Source organism: Baumannia cicadellinicola str. Hc (Homalodisca coagulata) (genome assembly GCF_000013185.1).
Lineage (GTDB): Bacteria > Pseudomonadota > Gammaproteobacteria > Enterobacterales > Enterobacteriaceae > Baumannia > Baumannia cicadellinicola_E.
On sequence record NC_007984.1, the window covers coordinates 528552 to 545581 of the forward strand.

Here is a 17030-nt window from a genome sequence, read left to right on the forward strand (position 1 = left end):
AATTAATTTACTATGAATAAAAATAATTTATTATATACTAATTTTTTTACTCATCTCTTAGATAGATTACTAGTTAAAACTAGTAATTAGATGGAATATTTATGTTACCTAACAATCAAAATAATGTTCATAGACAATACTTATTAACAAGAATTAAAGAAGATATTTCATACATAGTAAACTTTGCACTAAAAGAAGATCTAGGCGGACTAATTAATGCAGATATAGATATAACTGCTCAACTTATACCTAAGATTAGTAAATCTAACGCAACTATTATTACACATGAACAAGGTATTTTTTGTGGCAAAAAATGGTTCATAGAAGTATTTAAACAACTAAGTGATGATATCATAATTAATTGGAAAGTAGATGATGGTGATTATATCCAAGCTAATCAGTTATTATGTGAAATTCATGGACCAACAAGAATATTACTTACAGGTGAGCGTACTGCTCTTAATTTTATTCAAACTATGAGTGGCATAGCTAGTAAGGTAAAATTATATGTTGAAGCATTAAAAGATACAAAAATAAAACTTTTAGATACCAGAAAAACATTACCTGGGTTGCGTACTGCATCTAAATATGCAGTATTATGTGGCGGTGGTAATAACCATCGCATTGGTTTGACAGATGCTTTTTTAATTAAGGAGAATCATATTCTTGCAGCTGGTTCTATCGCTAACGCAGTATCTAATGCATTAATTTTACGTAAAGATCTCATAGTTGAAGTAGAAGTAGAAAATCTGCAAGAACTGAAACAAGCTTTAAAAGCAAAAGCTAATATTATTATGCTTGATAATTTTAATTACAAAAATATATTACAAGCAGTAAATATTACAAGTAAACAAGCAGCACTAGAAGTTTCAGGTAATATTACATTATCCAATATAAAAAACTATGCTTGCACTGGTATTGATTATATTTCAGTTGGTGCATTAACTAAAAATGTACGTGCATTAGATCTAACTATGCGTTTAATATAAGATTATTAATAATAATTGAACATATGCTTAATTCTTAAAAAAGAAAAATTATGTCTTATATTGTTGCAATAACTGGTGGTATTGGTAGTGGTAAGAGTACAGTGGCTAACAAATTTGCTAATTTAGGTATTCCTATAATAGATGCTGATGTGATTAGTCACCAGATAGTACAACCAGGAAGTTATGCTTTAAATCTTATTTACCAACGTTTTGGTCCTATGATACTTCATAATAATGGACACTTAAATCGCTATGCATTGAGAAAACAAATATTTAGCAATCTAGAAGATAAAGTATGGTTAAATAATTTGCTTCATCCTTTGATTCAACTATCAACACAACAAAAAATAAAAGCTATCTATAATTATGCTCCATATATTATATGGGTAGTTCCATTATTAATAGAAACTAATTTACAAAAATATGCTGACAGAATTTTGGTCATTGATGTTACTCCTGAAATTCAAATTGCCCGTACTATAATTCGTGATAGAACAAATAGTCAACAAGTTGAAAATATTATCGCAGCGCAAATTCAACGTTCACATCGCATAAATTATGCAAATGATATTATTAATAATAGTAAATCTTATAAAGATTTAGATATTACTAAATTGCATAATTTTTATCTTCGCTGTGCAACATTAAAAAATATAGGTTAACTTAACAAGTTTAGATCTAAATTAACTTAGTTATTTTTGTTGTAGTGAATGACAACTCTTAAAATTTTTACCAGATCCACATAGACAAGGATGATTACTATCTATTTTATCAGAAAAATGGAATTATTTATTCTTTATATTTGTATTTAGCAATGGTATATTTATATTATTAAATGAAATATGTTCTTTTAACATATTTATAGACAATTTATTTATTGTGCTAAGTACTTCATATTTTAGTTTTTCTAGCAGAGCTGTAAACATAATATATGACTCACGTTTATATTCTTGTTTGGGATCTTTTTGTGCATAACCCCGCAGATGAATACCTTGGCGAAGGTAATCTATTGCAGATAAATGTTCTTTCCATAGTGAATCAAGTGTTTGTAACATAATTTGTTTTTCTAAAGAACGCATCAAATCTTGACCAATAATTTTTTCCTGAGCTAGATATTTATCTAGCATCATTTTATTTAAGATTTGTTCATGTAATTCAATTTTTTCTGTAAGAAATTGTGATATATTTAGTATATGAATATCAAAGTCATTCTTTAGACATTGCTGTAAACCTGCTAGATCCCACATTTCTTCCAATGATTGTGGTGGAATATAAGTATTAATTAGCTTTTTAAGCACATCTATACGGATATTATGAATAATTACACTGATATCTTTTACTTCAAGTAATTCATTACGCTGAATATAAATAGCATTGCGTTGATCGTTAATAACATCATCATATTCTAGTAATTGCTTACGAATATCAAAATTATGGTTTTCAACTTTACGTTGAGCATTAGCAATAGCTTTAGTTACCCATGGATGTTCTATAGCTTCTCCAAACTTCATACCTAATTTTCGCATCATATTGGATACTCTATCAGAAGCAAAAATCCGCATAAGAGTATCTTCCATTGATAAGTAAAAACGAGAAGAACCAATATCTCCTTGACGACCAGAACGTCCACGTAACTGATTATCAATCCGACGAGCTTCATGACGTTCAGTCCCAATAATATGTAAACCTCCAGCTGCTAATACTGCTTGATGTTTTTTTTGCCAAGATAATTTTATCTGTGATATTTGTTGCTCATTTGATATTTTTCTTGTTGCTATTTCTGCTTGCCAACTTCCACCTAGAACAATATCAGTTCCACGTCCAGCCATATTCGTAGAAATAGTAACAGCTCCTGGTTTACCAGCTTGTGCTATTATTTCAGCTTCTTTAGCATGAAATTTAGCATTTAATACTTGATGTATAATGCCTATTTTATTTAATTCATGAGATATTAATTCTGATTTTTCAATCGACATTGTTCCGACAAGAACGGGCTGTTTACGTTTTAGACAACTTTTTATTTCTTCTATTATAGCATGGATTTTTTCAACTTCTGTAAGATAAACTAAATCAGGTAGATCTTTGCGAATCATAGGCTGATTAGTTGGAATTACAACAGTATCTAACTTATAAATAGCACGAAACTCAAATGCTTCAGTATCAGCAGTACCAGTCATGCCGGATAACTTTTCATATAAACGAAAATAATTTTGAAATGTAATTGATGCTAGTGTTTGGTTTTCATGTTGGATAGCTACTTTTTCTTTTGCTTCTATTGCTTGATGTAAACCATCTGACCACCTCCTACCTGGCATAATACGACCAGTATGTTCATCTACAATTACTATTTCACCATTTTTAATAATATAATCTACATTACAAGAGAACAACATATGCGCTCGTAAAGCAGCTAACATATGATGCATTAGTATCATATGTTGAGGAGAATAAAGTGATTCTCCTTTTGCTAAAAGTTTATATTCAACCATTAGTTTTTCTATAAGAATTAAACCACGTTCAGTTAAATTAATTTGACGATTTTTCTCATCTACTGAAAAGTGACCTTTTCCTTGAAAGTTATCAGTATCTTCTTTATCTTGCTGTATAAAATGTGGGATTAAATTATTAATTTTACGATATAGTTCTGAACTATTTTCAGCAGGACCAGAAATAATTAGTGGGGTACGTGCTTCATCAATTAAGATTGAATCTACTTCATCTATTAAGGCATAATGTAATTTACGTTGTACACGTTCTGTTGTACTAAATGCCATATTATCACGTAAATAGTCAAACCCATACTCATAATTAGTGCCATAAGTAATATCTGCAGCATAAGCTGCACGTTTAGCAGCTATAGATAACCCATGTAAATTAATACCTACACTTAAACCTAAAAATTCAAATAATACTCTATTATTTTCAGCATCACGTTGTGCTAAATAATCATTTACTGTAACTATATGTACACCTTTACCACTAAGTGCATTTAAATAAGCAGGTAAAGTTGCGGTTAAAGTTTTTCCTTCACCAGTACGCATTTCGGCAATAGATCTATTATTTAGTACAATACCTCCCAATAGTTGAACATCAAAATGACGCATATTAAATACACGTTTACTAGCTTCCCTCACAACAGCAAAAGCTTCTGGTAAAATATTATCTAATATATCTTTCGTTTGTGTATCTTTAATATAAGATCGAAATATGCTAGTTTTAGCAGCTAATTGTTTATCGCTAAGTTTTTCTATTTCTGGTTCTTTTTTGTTAATAATGTTTACTAATTTACCTATACGCCGTAATGTGCGATCATTACGGCTACCAAACATTTTCGTAAGAATTCGTGAAAACATAATTAGTTAATCTCTTTACAGCATTAAATATTGCTTACTTAACAAAAGGACAATTGTATCTTACTATTTAATTTTGCTTTCATACAAAAATTAATTTTCTCTCTTAAATTCTTAGTAGCTAATATTTCCATTAAATCATTTTATATTGATATATAAGTAATCTGATATACCGTTAATTGATATTATGAACAATAATAACTAAATATATATGCAATTGTATTGCAATTCGTTGGAGTTAAGTTATGCGTAATAGCAATCCATTATCTATATATTTTATTTTACAAAAAATAAATGATACTAATCAAAGTAATTTATCAAAATTACAACAGCATGCTGTATATCTACTAAATATTAATAATATAGTTATTGGACTACTACCAATCATATTACGTCCTTGGTGTAGAGTTGCTAATATACGTAAAAGTATAATGGTGCTAGAAACGGCTAATGCTAGTTGGCTTATGCGATTACGACATGAAAAAACCCAATTACTATATAATTTACGTAGTAAAATATTACCATCATTATCTTATATTGATATAAGAATTCAGCCTTCTTTAGCAATTAAAAGAAATATTTCTAGATCAAAACCCTATAGTGTATTATTTAATGGTAAAATAGAACAACAAACACCACGTAATTTAAGTGTTAATAGTGCTAAATTAATACGTAATTTAGCCGCAAATAGTGAAGGTAAATTGCAAATAATACTAGAAAGATTAGCAATGTTAGCTGTCGATAATAATCATACTAATAGTAAATAAGAATACTGTCACAATTGTCTCTAAATTATATAATATACTTATTATGCTTTCTAATTAATATAAACAATTACTAATACTAAAAATAAATTTATAGATATATTGATGCATCAATATAAATAATATTTAATTGGATTTTAAATCTACTTGCTTACGTAAAAATGCTGGTATATCTAAGTAGTCTAACTTTTTACTTTTAGTTGAATTTCGTTCATTAACAGCTAATGTTGTTATTTTTTGTTCTCCATATAATGGAGATATCTTATTAGAATTATTGCCGTAACGATGTTCTATTATTGTTTGATTATTTGATTTATTGGTTACATAAGGATTGTCTTGACGTTTATCTACACTTATACCTGTTGCTACTACAGTTACACGTAATTCATCATTCATATTAGGATCTAGTGAAGTACCAATTACTACAGTTGCGTTATCCGAAGAAAATCCTCTAATAGTGTTACCTACTTTCTCAAATTCATCTAGACGTAGATCAAAACCTGCAGTAATATTTACCAGTACGCCACGAGCACCAGATAAATCAATATCTTCTAATAGCGGACTAGAAATAGCAGTTTCTGATGCGTTCTCAGCTCTATTTTCTCCAGAAGCTACACCTGAACCCATCATAGCATAACCCATTTCTGACATAACTGTACGGACATCTGCAAAGTCTACATTCATTAATCCAGGACGTGTAATAAGCTCAGCAATACCCTGTACAGCACCTTTTAACACGCTATTAGCGGCACAAAATGCATCTAATAATGAAACTCCTCTTCCTAGTACCTTTAGTAATTTATCATTAGGAATAGTAATTAGAGAATCTACATGTTTAGAAAGTTCTGCTATGCCTTGTTCAGCAAATGTCATACGTTTTTTACCTTCAAAATTAAATGGTTTTGTTACTACAGCTACAGTAAGTATACCAATTTCTTTAGCTAATTCAGCTACTACTGGAGCAGCTCCAGTACCAGTACCTCCACCCATACCTGCTGCAATAAAAAGCATATCCGCACCTTCTAAAGCATTACTTAGTATTTCACGATCTTCCTCAGCAGAATAACGTCCTACTTCAGGATTAGCACCTGCACCTAAACCTTTAGTAACATTCTTACCAATTTGTATTTGCTGACTAACTAATGTTTTACGTAATGCCTGAGCATCAGTATTAACAGCAAAAAATTCTACCCCTTCAATATTTTCTCGTACCATATGTTCAACAGCATTACTACCACCACCACCTACACCAATAACTTTTATTACTGCATCATCAGTTAATTCTATTGGTTCAAACATAGTTTATCTCCGTTTTATTTAAAACTAGTAGTTAACTATTATGTTAGAATAATATAGTTTTTGTAAACTGCTGATAGTTTCTCTTAAAAAGCAGATAAACTATTTAGCTTATAATAATGATGATAATATTTATCTATAAATTAAGATAGCTATTATATTAGCTAAATATATCTAAATATACTTAGCATAAATTTTTAATTTGAAGAAATAAATTTATTAATATTACTATTTAATTTTCTTGTAAAATATTTTACTAAAAATTATTAATGTTATTTATTGCTAAATTAATAAGCAAAAAATAAGCTCTAATTCTATATTAGAGGATTATGCCGAATATTAGTTTGCAGTTTACCAATTGCTAATTGACTGGCTATTAATCCAATAGAACCTGCACCCTGCATTAATACTAAATCATTATCCTGTAATAATTGTGCTAACATTACAGGTAACTTATTTAGTTCATGAATAAATATAGGATCTAATTTACTAGTATTACGGATAGTACAGCATAATGATTTACTATCTATTCCTGCTATTGGATTCTCACCAGCAGGATAAATATCTAACATTAATAGAACATCAACCTTAGATAATACACCTACAAAATATTCATACAAATCTCTAGTACGAGTATAACGATGAGGTTGAAAAACCATAACAAGGCGCTTATCTGGCCATCCTATACGTACTGATTGTATAGTAGCTTGTAATTCAGTAGGATGATGACCATAGTCTTCTACTAACATTACTACTCCATTTTTACCATTAATTTTTTTTAAAGAAAAACATCCTAACTTATCAAATCTCCTGTTTATACCTTTAAATCTAAATAATGCTTGTAATATATTTTTATCAGCTATACCTTCTTCTGTTGCTACAGCAATAGCAGCTACTGCATTTAAGGCATTATGTCTCCCCGGAGAGTTTAATTCTATTCTAAGAGTAGGTTTATCCTGCCGATAAAGTTGGAAGCTAACATGTGCTTCTTTCTGATGATAGTTTGTTAAACGAAAATTAGCTTTGCTGTTAAAACCATAAGTAATGATATGTCTACTAATATGCGGTAATAAATCACGGATAACTGGATCATCTAAACACATAATACCTTTACCATAAAATGGTAATTTATGTATAAATTTTAAAAATGTATTTTTTAAATAATTAAAATCACCTTGATAGTTTTCCATGTGATCAGCTTCAATATTAGTAATAATAGTTACTATAGGTTGTAAATGCAGGAAAGATAAATCGCTTTCATCTGCTTCAGCAATTAAATAACTACCATAACCTAAGCGTGCATATTGACCTATCGATTTTATTAAACCACCATTAACAATAGTGGGATCTAATCCAGCTTCTAAGTATATGCTAGCTAACATAGCAGTAGTAGTAGTTTTTCCATGTGTACCTGCAATAGCAATACCATATCGGAAACGCATTAACTCTGCTAACATTTCTGCACGTGTTATAATTGGAATACGTAATTTTTTTGCAGCTACAATTTCTGGGTTAGCTATACTAATAGCACTAGATACTACGACTACATTAGCATCTAGAACATTTTCTGGAATATGTTGAAATTTGATACTTACGCCAAGTGCAACTAAGTGCTTTGTTACTTTATTTTGTACTAAATCTGAACCACTAATTTGGTAGCCTTCATGTAATAAAATTTTGGCTATTCCACTCATGCCTACACCACCAATACCTATAAAATGAATTCGCTTAACTTGTCGCATCTGAGGTACTAGTTTTTGTAGTTGAGCTAATCTTTGATAATTCACATTATTCTTAATAAATAGGAAAAATTATCGTATAAAATACGACCAAAAATTTTTTTGGCATAAATAATATATTAATGCTTCGTGTTATTTGCTAATTCTATTAATTCACTAGTAACTCGTTCAGTTGAGTCTACCATAGCTATGGTTCTTGCACGTTGCGCCATAGTAAATAGTTTTGAACGATCCCAACTCATTAGTATTTGGCTAACTTTCTCTGCTGTAAAGTTAGGTTGTTCGAGTATTTTAGCTGCTCCTAGCTGTTCTAGGGGAAGTGCATTCCAATACTGATGTCGATCTTTATGCATAAAAGGAACAAAAATAGCAGGTAACCCAACAGCAGCTATTTCGCTTATGGTAAGCGCTCCAGAACGACATATAACAACATCAGCCCAAGCATAAGCAATAGCAATATCATCAATAAATTCTACTAATTTATAATTAAGCTGATTTTTTAACATACTAGTATAAACTTGTTGTACTTCTTTTAAAGCACCCTTACCAACTTGATGCCAAAAAACATACTTACCAGCTAGTTGTGCCGCAACAACGGGTAAAATTTGGTTTATTATTTTTGATCCTTGGCTACCTCCAATAACTAAGATTCTAATTGGTCCAGTACGATTACATAATCGCAAAGATGGTTCTATTACGGCTAAGATTTCTTTGCGAATTGGATTACCAACTACATTAGCATTAGGAAAAACACTAGGAAATGCTTGTAGCACTTTCTTCGCAAATTTAGATAGATAATAGTTAGTTAGTCCAGTTACTCTATTTTGTTCATGTATTACTAATGGAATCTTGCACATCCATGCAGCTAAACCACAAGGTCCAGAAATATATCCTCCCATACCTAGTACTATATCCGGTCTCCACTTACGCATAATATAATATGATTGTAGTACAGCTTGTAAAATACTTACTATAGCTAATATTTTTTGTTTTTTGCCATGTAGTCCATATCCATAAATAGATAAAAAGTATGTTGTTATTCCATGTTTTGGTACTAAATCAGCTTCTATACGATTTTTTGTCCCTAACCAACGAACGTCCCAACCTTGGGTTATCATATTATTAGCTATTGCTAAACCGGGAAATATATGTCCACCAGTACCACCAGCTACAATTATTAATCGTTTTCTAATCATGAATAAAAGCTTGATATTTAGTTATATAGACTAAATTAATTTGTAATTTTTTGCTATTAGAAATCAAAATATTATTTATATATTAAATTTTCAATTAATAACTATATTTTTTATGTAAATTTTTACTAAAAATCTTAATATATTTAGTAACTAACCATCCATTACTGTCGAATACAGGTTATTCGTATATTTAATCAATAACTACTTTTAATTATCTAATTTTATATAAGTTAGGTGCTTTTATATAAGTTAGGTGCATAGTTACTTATTATAAAATCATATAGTTCATGATATTAAATTTAAAAAACTACTAAGCATTAATTATTATTACCATCATTAAATTCAAATACTAAATTAGTAAAAGTTTTACCTCGTACTTTAAAATTTTCGAATTGATCTAAACTAGAACAAGCAGGAGATAATAATACAACATCTCCTGCTTTTACTTGGTTATTGATTATATGCATTGCTTGTGATAAAGTTTGAGTAATAGTAGCTGAATGTTGGTTTAGTGCTGCTAACTTCTTACTATCTTTACCAAAACAGTAAAGATGTATATTGTTACCTTGTACAAATGGTTGTAATGATGAGAAGTCTGCTAATTTGCCATCTCCACCAAGTAATAGATGTAAGGTTCCATCTACTGTTAGTTCATTAAGTGCTGCTTTAGTACTACCTACATTAGTAGCTTTTGAGTCATTAATCCAACGTATACCTTTTCTTTCTAAAACTAGCTCAAAGCGATGCATTAACCCAGAAAATTGACGTAATGCAATCAAACAAGCTTGACGTGGTATTGCTATGGCCTCTGCTAATGCTAATGCTGCTAATGCATTTAATAGATTATGCCTACCAATTATTTTAATTTCATTACAATCTAATAATGGTTTACCATAAGCCATTAGCCATTGTTTTCCTTGATAATCACCAAGACAATAATGACCTGATTTAATACCAAATTTAATAATAGAACAATATTCTTTATTAGTACTATTAGCTGGTAATGTAAGTTTATCATCATCGTTAATTATATAAATCTTAGCTTGTTTATAAATTTTTAGTTTAGCTTCTCGGTATTGTTGTAAACCTAAAGGATAACGATCCATATGATCTTCACTAATATTTAAAATAGTTGCTACTGCTACTTTTAAATTTTTAGTCGTTTCTAACTGAAAACTAGATAGTTCAAGAACATATAGTTGATGAGATTGTTGTAATAGTGATAAAACAGGGTAACCTATATTACCACCAACTCCAACTTTTAACCCTGCACAATTTGCCATAGTACCTACTAGCTTAGCAACAGTACTTTTACCATTAGTACCAGTAATAGCTACTACTGGTACTGTTACTTCACGCAAAAATAATTCAACATCTCCAATTATCTCAATACCACATTTCATTGCTGTATTTATAGCTGGATGCGATAAAGAAATACCAGGACTAATTACTATTAGTGTAGCAGCTAGTAGCCATTCTATTTTTAGTTCACCTAACCAATATTGTATATCTTTAGGTAACTGATTTAGTTGTGGTGGATTATAACGGGTATCCATTACACGTGGTGTAATTCCACGAGATCTAAAAAAATTAACACAAGTAATACCTGTTATTCCTAATCCTATAATAACAATATTATGACCATAATAATTAGTCATTTTATCGTACTTTAAGTGTAGCTAATCCAATTAAAACAAATACTAAAGAAATAATCCAGAAACGCACAATAATACGTGGTTCTGGCCATCCTTTTAACTCATAATGATGATGAATAGGTGCCATACGAAAAAGTCGCTTTCGTCGTAGTTTAAAAGAAGTAACTTGCAAAATAACTGACATAGTTTCTACTACAAATATACCACCCATAATTAGTAGCAAAAACTCCTGGCGTAAAAGGACTGCAATAATACCTAATGCTCCACCTAAAGATAATGCTCCAACATCACCCATGAATATTTGAGCTGGATAAGTATTAAACCATAATAAACCCAAACCAGCGCCTACAATTGCGGTACAAACAATAACTAATTCGCTAGCAAAGTAAATATATGGAATATGAAGATAACTAGAAAAATTTATATTACCCGTCGCCCAAGCTATTAAGGCAAAACCTGCAGCAACAAATACTGCTGGTATTATTGCTAAACCATCTAAACCATCAGTAAGATTAACAGCGTTACTCGCACCAACAATTGCAAAATAAGTTAATACTATATACCATAGTCCTAATTGTGGCATAATAGTTTTTACAAAAGGCATAACTAGTTGTGTTGCTGGAGTATTTTTACCCATTAGAAACATTATGTAAGCTATTATTATGGCAATAACTGATTGCCAGAAGTATTTCCATCTAGCCATTAAACCTTTGCTATTATTATGTATAACTTTCTGATAATCATCAATAAAACCAATAATACCATATCCTATTAATACAAATAGAACACACCATACATAAGGATTTGATAAGCAAGTCCATAGCAGTATAGAAATAGTTATTGATAACAACATTATTAATCCACCCATAGTAGGTGTTCCACTTTTTTTAAAGTGTGATTGAGGACCATGAATACTAATAACCTGACTAATTTGTAATTTTTGTAACCAAGTGATCAAAAAAGGACCAATTAATAGAGAAATAAATAATGCTGTTAATAGGCTAATTATAGCACGAAAGGTTAAATAGGAAAAAATGTTGAAACAAGAATATAATTTGGCAAAATAATTAGCCAAATAAACTAACACGCGCTTTTCTCCTTTAATTCCTGGATTACTTGCTCCATTGTAGTATTACGTGATCCTTTAACTAAAATAGTAATAATATTATATTTTAATAATAACTGAATAAGACGGTTAGTTAATGCGGATTTATTATTAAAATGTTCTCCTCTTCTACTAGTATTGCTAATGATATAACTAAGGTTTCCAATACTTAAAACTTTATTTATACCAACCATAGCAATAAATTTGCCAACTTGTTGGTGATATTTAATTTCTTTTTCACCTAGCTCCGCCATATCACCAACTACCATTACTAAATAACCTGGCATTTCAGATAAGACTTGTGCTGCAGCTATCATAGAATTAACATTAGCATTATAGCTATCATCAATTAATAATTTACCAACATCTAGTTGGATTGGGCATAAACGACCTGGTATAGGTTTTACTTTAGATAAACCTAAGCTTACTGCGGATAAATTTGCACCAACTGCTATTGCTAATGCACTAGCTGCTAATGCATTAGTAATATTATGTTTACCTAACATTGGTAATTGTACCTGGCAACTACCTTGTGGACTATGTAAAGTAAAATACATACTATGTAAATTACTTACTATTTTAGTTGCAAAAAATTGGACGTTATCGGTTTTATTGAGCGAAAAACGCCATACTGTTTTGCATTTTGATCCTTGCTGCCAATTTAACCAATCGTTACTATTTTCATTTAAAATAACAAGACCATTACCTGGTAATTTAGTAAAAATTTCCCCTTTGGCTTGTGCAACACCAGCTAGAGAACCAAAACCAGCTAAATGAGAAAAAGATATATTATTAACTAATGCTATTTCTGGTAGTACTAGGTTAGCATTTGAGCTAATTTCTCCAATATGATTAGCACCTAATTCAATAATAGCAAAATCATCTTGAGGAGTAAGACGAAGTAATGTCAGCGAGACACCAATATCATTATTTAAATTTCCCTGTGTAGCTAAAACTTTACCACATTGACGTAATATAGAAGCTGTCATTTCTTTGACAGATGTTTTTCCAGATGAACCAGTCAGCGCGATTACTCGTGCTGATACTTGCTTGCGAACCCAATAGCTTAATTGTTTTAAAGCTAGTAGAGTATCTTCTACTATTAGTTGTGGAATATTTAGTGGTAGCTGACGATTTACTAAAATTGCACTAGCACCAGCTAATACTGCATTTTTTGCAAAAAAATGTGCGTCAAATCTAGTTCCATGAAGTGCAATAAAAAGACAATTTTTACCTATAGTCCGCGAATCAGTAGTGACATCTTCAATCATAGGATTAATACCATATACTTTAGCACGAAGTATTGTGATAATATCGTGTAACATAAATGGTATCATTATTAAACCTCTAGTTTTAACATATTAGAGACAACAATACGATCAGAATAATAAAATTGCTTACCTTTTATAATCTGGTAATTTTCGTGACCTTTACCTGCTATTAGAATTATATCTTGAGGAGAAGCATGTATGATTGCGTGCTGAATTGCAAGTGAACGACATAGTATTACTGTTTTATTAGTATGATTTCCATTAATAAATCCACACTTAATATCCTCTATAATATCCTGTGGTTCTTCCCAACGTGGATTATCATTAGTAATTATGATATAGTCAGCATATTCCTCTGCAATTGCACCCATTATCGGTCGCTTGCTTTTGTCACGATTACCACCACAGCCAAAAATACACCATATCTTACCTTGGCAACGCATCTTAACTGCTAAGAGTGCTTTTGCTAATGCATCTGGCGTATGAGCATAATCAACGATCACTACAGGCCAACCATGTGCTGAAAATACTTCCATACGACCACATATAGCCTGTAGTTTTCTAGAAGTCTTTACTAAATTTTTAAGTGAATATCCTAATACAAGTAGGGTTGCTAAAGAAAGTAATATGTTACTTACATTGAATTCGCCAATAAGATTGCTATAAATCTCACCACTTCCCCAATAGGAATTAAAATTAATATTTACACCAGAGGTATGATGTATAATTTTACGCGCACATAACCAGTAACCTGGCCAATTATGTGGAATTGAATTATTGGCTGTGACAGCTACGGCTTGTGGTAAATGTACTAACCAATTTTTACCAACTGTATCATCCACATTAATAATACGTTTAGATACATTTAATTCGCTAAATAATTTCCATTTTGCTTTTTCGTACTGCACCATATCAAGATGATAATCTAAGTGATCTTGACTAAGATTTGAAAAAACAGCAGCCGCAAAATTTAAATTACTGACTCTATCTTGTACTAATCCATGAGAAGATACTTCTATGATACTAAATTTAACTCCTTGATCACAAACTTGTCTTAAGAAACGCTGTATTTCAATGGCTGAGCTAGTAGTATTATTACTAGCATTAAGATTACCAAATATACCATTACCTATAGTACCCATAACAGCACTAGTTTCACCTAATAAAGATAACCAATTAGCTAAGAGATAGCTAATAGTGGTCTTACCATTAGTGCCTGTAATACCAATTAAACGTAAAAAACGTGATGGTTGCTGATAAAAATGTCCAGCAATTGCTGATAACATTTTATTTAGTTGATTAAAATAAATAATGGGTACATCATGTAATTTATGTATTTCACCATGTTTTGTTTGGCCTTTTGCTTCAGCTAAAATAGCAGCTACACCTTTTGCTATTGCAGAAGGTATGTAATCTCTTCCATCTTGTTTATGACCTTGTATAGCTATAAACAAATCACCATATTGAGCTGTCATACTATTCATACTGATGCCAGTAATTAAACATTCAAATGGAATTTGTTTAATCCATGGCGCCAGCAGCTCACGTAAAGTCATGGTAACCAACTAAATATTCTTTCTACCTCACTATAATGAAATAGATATATATCAGCTTAATTTTATCAATACATAACTCATGCGAGTTAGATTCTGTACCTATAATAGGATAAATCAATAATTTAGTTTACTAAATAAAAATTAGCAAAATTCATAAAAATGAACAAAGCAATTATCAACTGCTGTTTATATATCTAATTTTTCGGCAAAACGAAGCAAAGCACTACGAGCTCTAGGATTGACTTTTATTTCCTGTATTGATGGCCGTATTTTACCTAAATTTTTTAATGTTAAATGGCGATTTTTATAGAGATCGGCAATCTGCTTTTCTGTTAAAGAGATACCTGTAGGAGGTAGTGGTAATTTACTATGTTTATTAATAAAATATTTAACTAGTCTATCCTCAAGTGAATGAAAACTAATTACAACTAATTTCCCTCCTATAGCTAAAATATTTAGTGCACTATTTAATACCTGTTCAATTTCTTTTAGTTCGTTATTAATATATATTCTAATAGCCTGGAAACTACGAGTTGCTGGATGTTTATGTTTATTACTCCATGGAACTATTGTCGTGATTAACTTTGCTAGTTCACTAGTGCTAGTTATCAAACGTCGGCGATTTTGGTGAAAAATAGCTTGACTAATTCGCTTGGCAAATCGTTCTTCACCAAAGTGTTGTAAAACCCAAGTCATCTCTTGTACAGAGGCTTGCTTCAACCATTCCCTTGCAGATATTCCACAAGTAGTATCCATACGCATATCTAATTTCCCATTATGTCTAAATGAAAAACCACGATCTGGATCTGCTAATTGAGGTGAAGATATACCAAGATCTAATAAAATACCATCTATACATCCGATTAAATTTAGTTCCGCTATATAATCAGCTATAGTAGAAAAGGGTCGTTGTACAATGGTAAAACGTAAATCATGAATATTCCTACCAGCTGCTATAGCAGCTGGATCACGATCGATTGCTAGTAAACGTCCTTTGTTTCCTAACTTAGATAAAATTAAACGCGAATGTCCACCACGACCAAAGGTACCATCTATATATATCCCATCTTTTTTTATATTAAGAGCTGTTACTGCTTCATTAAGTAGTACAGGAATATGTTTGTCATAATCTATTGCTATAGAAATAATTTCACCATAATTTTTCGTTAAAAGTATTCAATAATAAATATAGATTTTATCTATAACTATAATTAATTAAAATACAGAATAAATGATATAATTATTGTCGTGCAAGTGGTCTGTTTACCGGTGAATAGGATATATTACTACGCCAAGGATTAATATCTAAGCCTCCACGACGATTATATCTAACATATACTGATAGCGTATTTGGTAAACAAAATTGCATTATATCGCAGTAAATTTGTTCTACACATTGTTCGTGGAAAATTTTATACTTACGAAAAGAGATTAAGTATCGTAGTAGAGCTTCACGGTTTATACGCATACCATAATAACTAATTTGAACTGATCCCCAATCTGGCTGATTAGTGATTGGACAATTAGATTTTAGCAGATGACTAACAAGTGTTTCTTTAACTTTTTCTCTTTCTACCGAATTGACTAGTAAATTCGAATTGAAAATATAATTATCGTTATCAATCTGTATTGACTGATTATCTATGCACTCACCTGTAAATTCTAATATAGGTACTGTCATCCATTGACTTAGTGAATGGATAGTAATCTTAACTTGACTATTAATACACTTAGTTATATCTGTTATTAATGTATTTCGTAATTCTTGCTCAGATGAAAAACAAGTTTGGTTAATACTATTTAAGTAAAGCTTAAGACTTTGAGATTCAATTAAATTATCGCTAGTTGCATCAATTATCATTTCACCAATTGCAACTTGCGGTAAACCATATTTATTTAACCATGATAGTTCGTATAATGTCCAAAAATCAGCCCCTTGAAAAGGTAAGGATATTGATGAAATTCCCAGTAATTCACGATGAATAGTACGTGGTATCGGCTGAAGTAACATAGGATTATAGTGTGTTCGATATGATATTTTACTTTTATCTAATTTAAATTTTTGCAGTAATTGATATTGTTGATCTGTCAATATAGAATTTTTCATTT

At 30.6% G+C, this 17030-nt stretch carries 13 protein-coding genes and 1 pseudogene; 3 read left to right on the forward strand and 11 right to left on the reverse strand.

Going from position 1 to position 17030, the window contains the following annotated elements; translation table 11 throughout:
* Positions 1 to 101 precede the first annotated feature (101 nt).
* Complete coding sequence (nadC, locus tag BCI_RS02545; RefSeq protein WP_011520677.1) at positions 102 to 989, forward strand: carboxylating nicotinate-nucleotide diphosphorylase; 888 nt, start codon at positions 102 to 104, stop codon at positions 987 to 989.
* A gap of 50 nt (positions 990 to 1039) precedes the next feature.
* Positions 1040 to 1651 carry a dephospho-CoA kinase gene (gene coaE, locus BCI_RS02550; RefSeq protein WP_011520678.1) on the forward strand — a complete coding sequence of 204 codons (612 nt, stop codon included), beginning with the start codon at positions 1040 to 1042 and terminating at the stop codon, positions 1649 to 1651.
* A 30-nt stretch (positions 1652 to 1681) separates the two neighbouring features.
* Here coaE and BCI_RS03340 read toward each other — a convergent pair whose 3' ends face one another.
* On the reverse strand, positions 1682 to 1756 hold the full coding sequence (locus BCI_RS03340) for an SEC-C metal-binding domain-containing protein (RefSeq protein WP_143485621.1): 75 nt from the start codon (positions 1754 to 1756) through the stop codon (positions 1682 to 1684).
* Between the two features lie 110 nt (positions 1757 to 1866).
* Positions 1867 to 4342 (reverse strand): annotated as a pseudogene (gene secA / locus BCI_RS02555) (preprotein translocase subunit SecA); the annotation flags it as partial.
* Positions 4343 to 4584: 242 nt separating this feature from the next.
* Between secA and BCI_RS02560 the strand changes: the two are divergent.
* Positions 4585 to 5106, forward strand: a complete 522-nt coding sequence (locus BCI_RS02560) for a DUF721 domain-containing protein (protein WP_011520679.1) — start codon at positions 4585 to 4587, stop codon at positions 5104 to 5106.
* Positions 5107 to 5229: 123 nt separating this feature from the next.
* On the opposite strand, the gene ftsZ is transcribed toward BCI_RS02560, so the two are convergent.
* From ftsZ to queF, 9 genes are all read right to left on the reverse strand, one after another.
* Positions 5230 to 6402, reverse strand: coding sequence for a cell division protein FtsZ (ftsZ, locus tag BCI_RS02565; protein WP_011520680.1), 1173 nt, complete (start codon positions 6400 to 6402; stop codon positions 5230 to 5232).
* Between the two features lie 311 nt (positions 6403 to 6713).
* Positions 6714 to 8186 (reverse strand): UDP-N-acetylmuramate--L-alanine ligase, encoded by a 1473-nt coding sequence (gene murC / locus BCI_RS02570; protein ID WP_011520681.1) that lies wholly within the window; start codon positions 8184 to 8186, stop codon positions 6714 to 6716.
* A gap of 71 nt (positions 8187 to 8257) precedes the next feature.
* Complete coding sequence (murG, locus tag BCI_RS02575) at positions 8258 to 9334, reverse strand: undecaprenyldiphospho-muramoylpentapeptide beta-N-acetylglucosaminyltransferase (RefSeq protein ID WP_011520682.1); 1077 nt, start codon at positions 9332 to 9334, stop codon at positions 8258 to 8260.
* Positions 9335 to 9651: 317 nt separating this feature from the next.
* On the reverse strand, positions 9652 to 10992 hold the full coding sequence (gene murD, locus BCI_RS02580; RefSeq protein ID WP_011520683.1) for a UDP-N-acetylmuramoyl-L-alanine--D-glutamate ligase: 1341 nt from the start codon (positions 10990 to 10992) through the stop codon (positions 9652 to 9654).
* Position 10993: 1 nt separating this feature from the next.
* Entirely contained in the window at positions 10994 to 12076 is a 1083-nt protein-coding gene (gene mraY, locus BCI_RS02585) for a phospho-N-acetylmuramoyl-pentapeptide-transferase (protein ID WP_011520684.1), read from the reverse strand.
* Positions 12070 to 13431: a UDP-N-acetylmuramoyl-tripeptide--D-alanyl-D-alanine ligase gene (murF, locus tag BCI_RS02590; protein ID WP_011520685.1), complete on the reverse strand. Its 1362-nt coding sequence runs from the start codon at positions 13429 to 13431 to the stop codon at positions 12070 to 12072. The genes mraY and murF overlap by 7 nt, the downstream gene beginning before the upstream one ends.
* Positions 13432 to 13433: 2 nt before the next feature.
* Positions 13434 to 14930 (reverse strand): UDP-N-acetylmuramoyl-L-alanyl-D-glutamate--2,6-diaminopimelate ligase, encoded by a 1497-nt coding sequence (gene murE / locus BCI_RS02595; RefSeq protein WP_420021810.1) that lies wholly within the window; start codon positions 14928 to 14930, stop codon positions 13434 to 13436.
* A 177-nt stretch (positions 14931 to 15107) separates the two neighbouring features.
* Positions 15108 to 16061, reverse strand: a complete 954-nt coding sequence (gene rsmH, locus BCI_RS02600; RefSeq protein ID WP_011520687.1) for a 16S rRNA (cytosine(1402)-N(4))-methyltransferase RsmH — start codon at positions 16059 to 16061, stop codon at positions 15108 to 15110.
* A gap of 100 nt (positions 16062 to 16161) precedes the next feature.
* Positions 16162 to 17028: an NADPH-dependent 7-cyano-7-deazaguanine reductase QueF gene (gene queF, locus BCI_RS02605; protein ID WP_011520688.1), complete on the reverse strand. Its 867-nt coding sequence runs from the start codon at positions 17026 to 17028 to the stop codon at positions 16162 to 16164.
* Positions 17029 to 17030: the final 2 nt, after the last annotated feature.

Coding starts and splice junctions, on each gene's coding strand:
- murD (WP_011520683.1), bottom strand. CDS start 10,992: ATGACTAATTATTATGGTCATAATATTGTTATTATAGGATTAGGAATA.
- queF (WP_011520688.1), bottom strand. CDS start 17,028: ATGAAAAATTCTATATTGACAGATCAACAATATCAATTACTGCAAAAA.
- murF (WP_011520685.1), bottom strand. CDS start 13,431: ATGATACCATTTATGTTACACGATATTATCACAATACTTCGTGCTAAA.
- nadC (WP_011520677.1), top strand. CDS start 102: ATGTTACCTAACAATCAAAATAATGTTCATAGACAATACTTATTAACA.
- ftsZ (WP_011520680.1), bottom strand. CDS start 6,402: ATGTTTGAACCAATAGAATTAACTGATGATGCAGTAATAAAAGTTATT.
- murG (WP_011520682.1), bottom strand. CDS start 9,334: ATGATTAGAAAACGATTAATAATTGTAGCTGGTGGTACTGGTGGACAT.
- coaE (WP_011520678.1), top strand. CDS start 1,040: ATGTCTTATATTGTTGCAATAACTGGTGGTATTGGTAGTGGTAAGAGT.
- BCI_RS02560 (WP_011520679.1), top strand. CDS start 4,585: ATGCGTAATAGCAATCCATTATCTATATATTTTATTTTACAAAAAATA.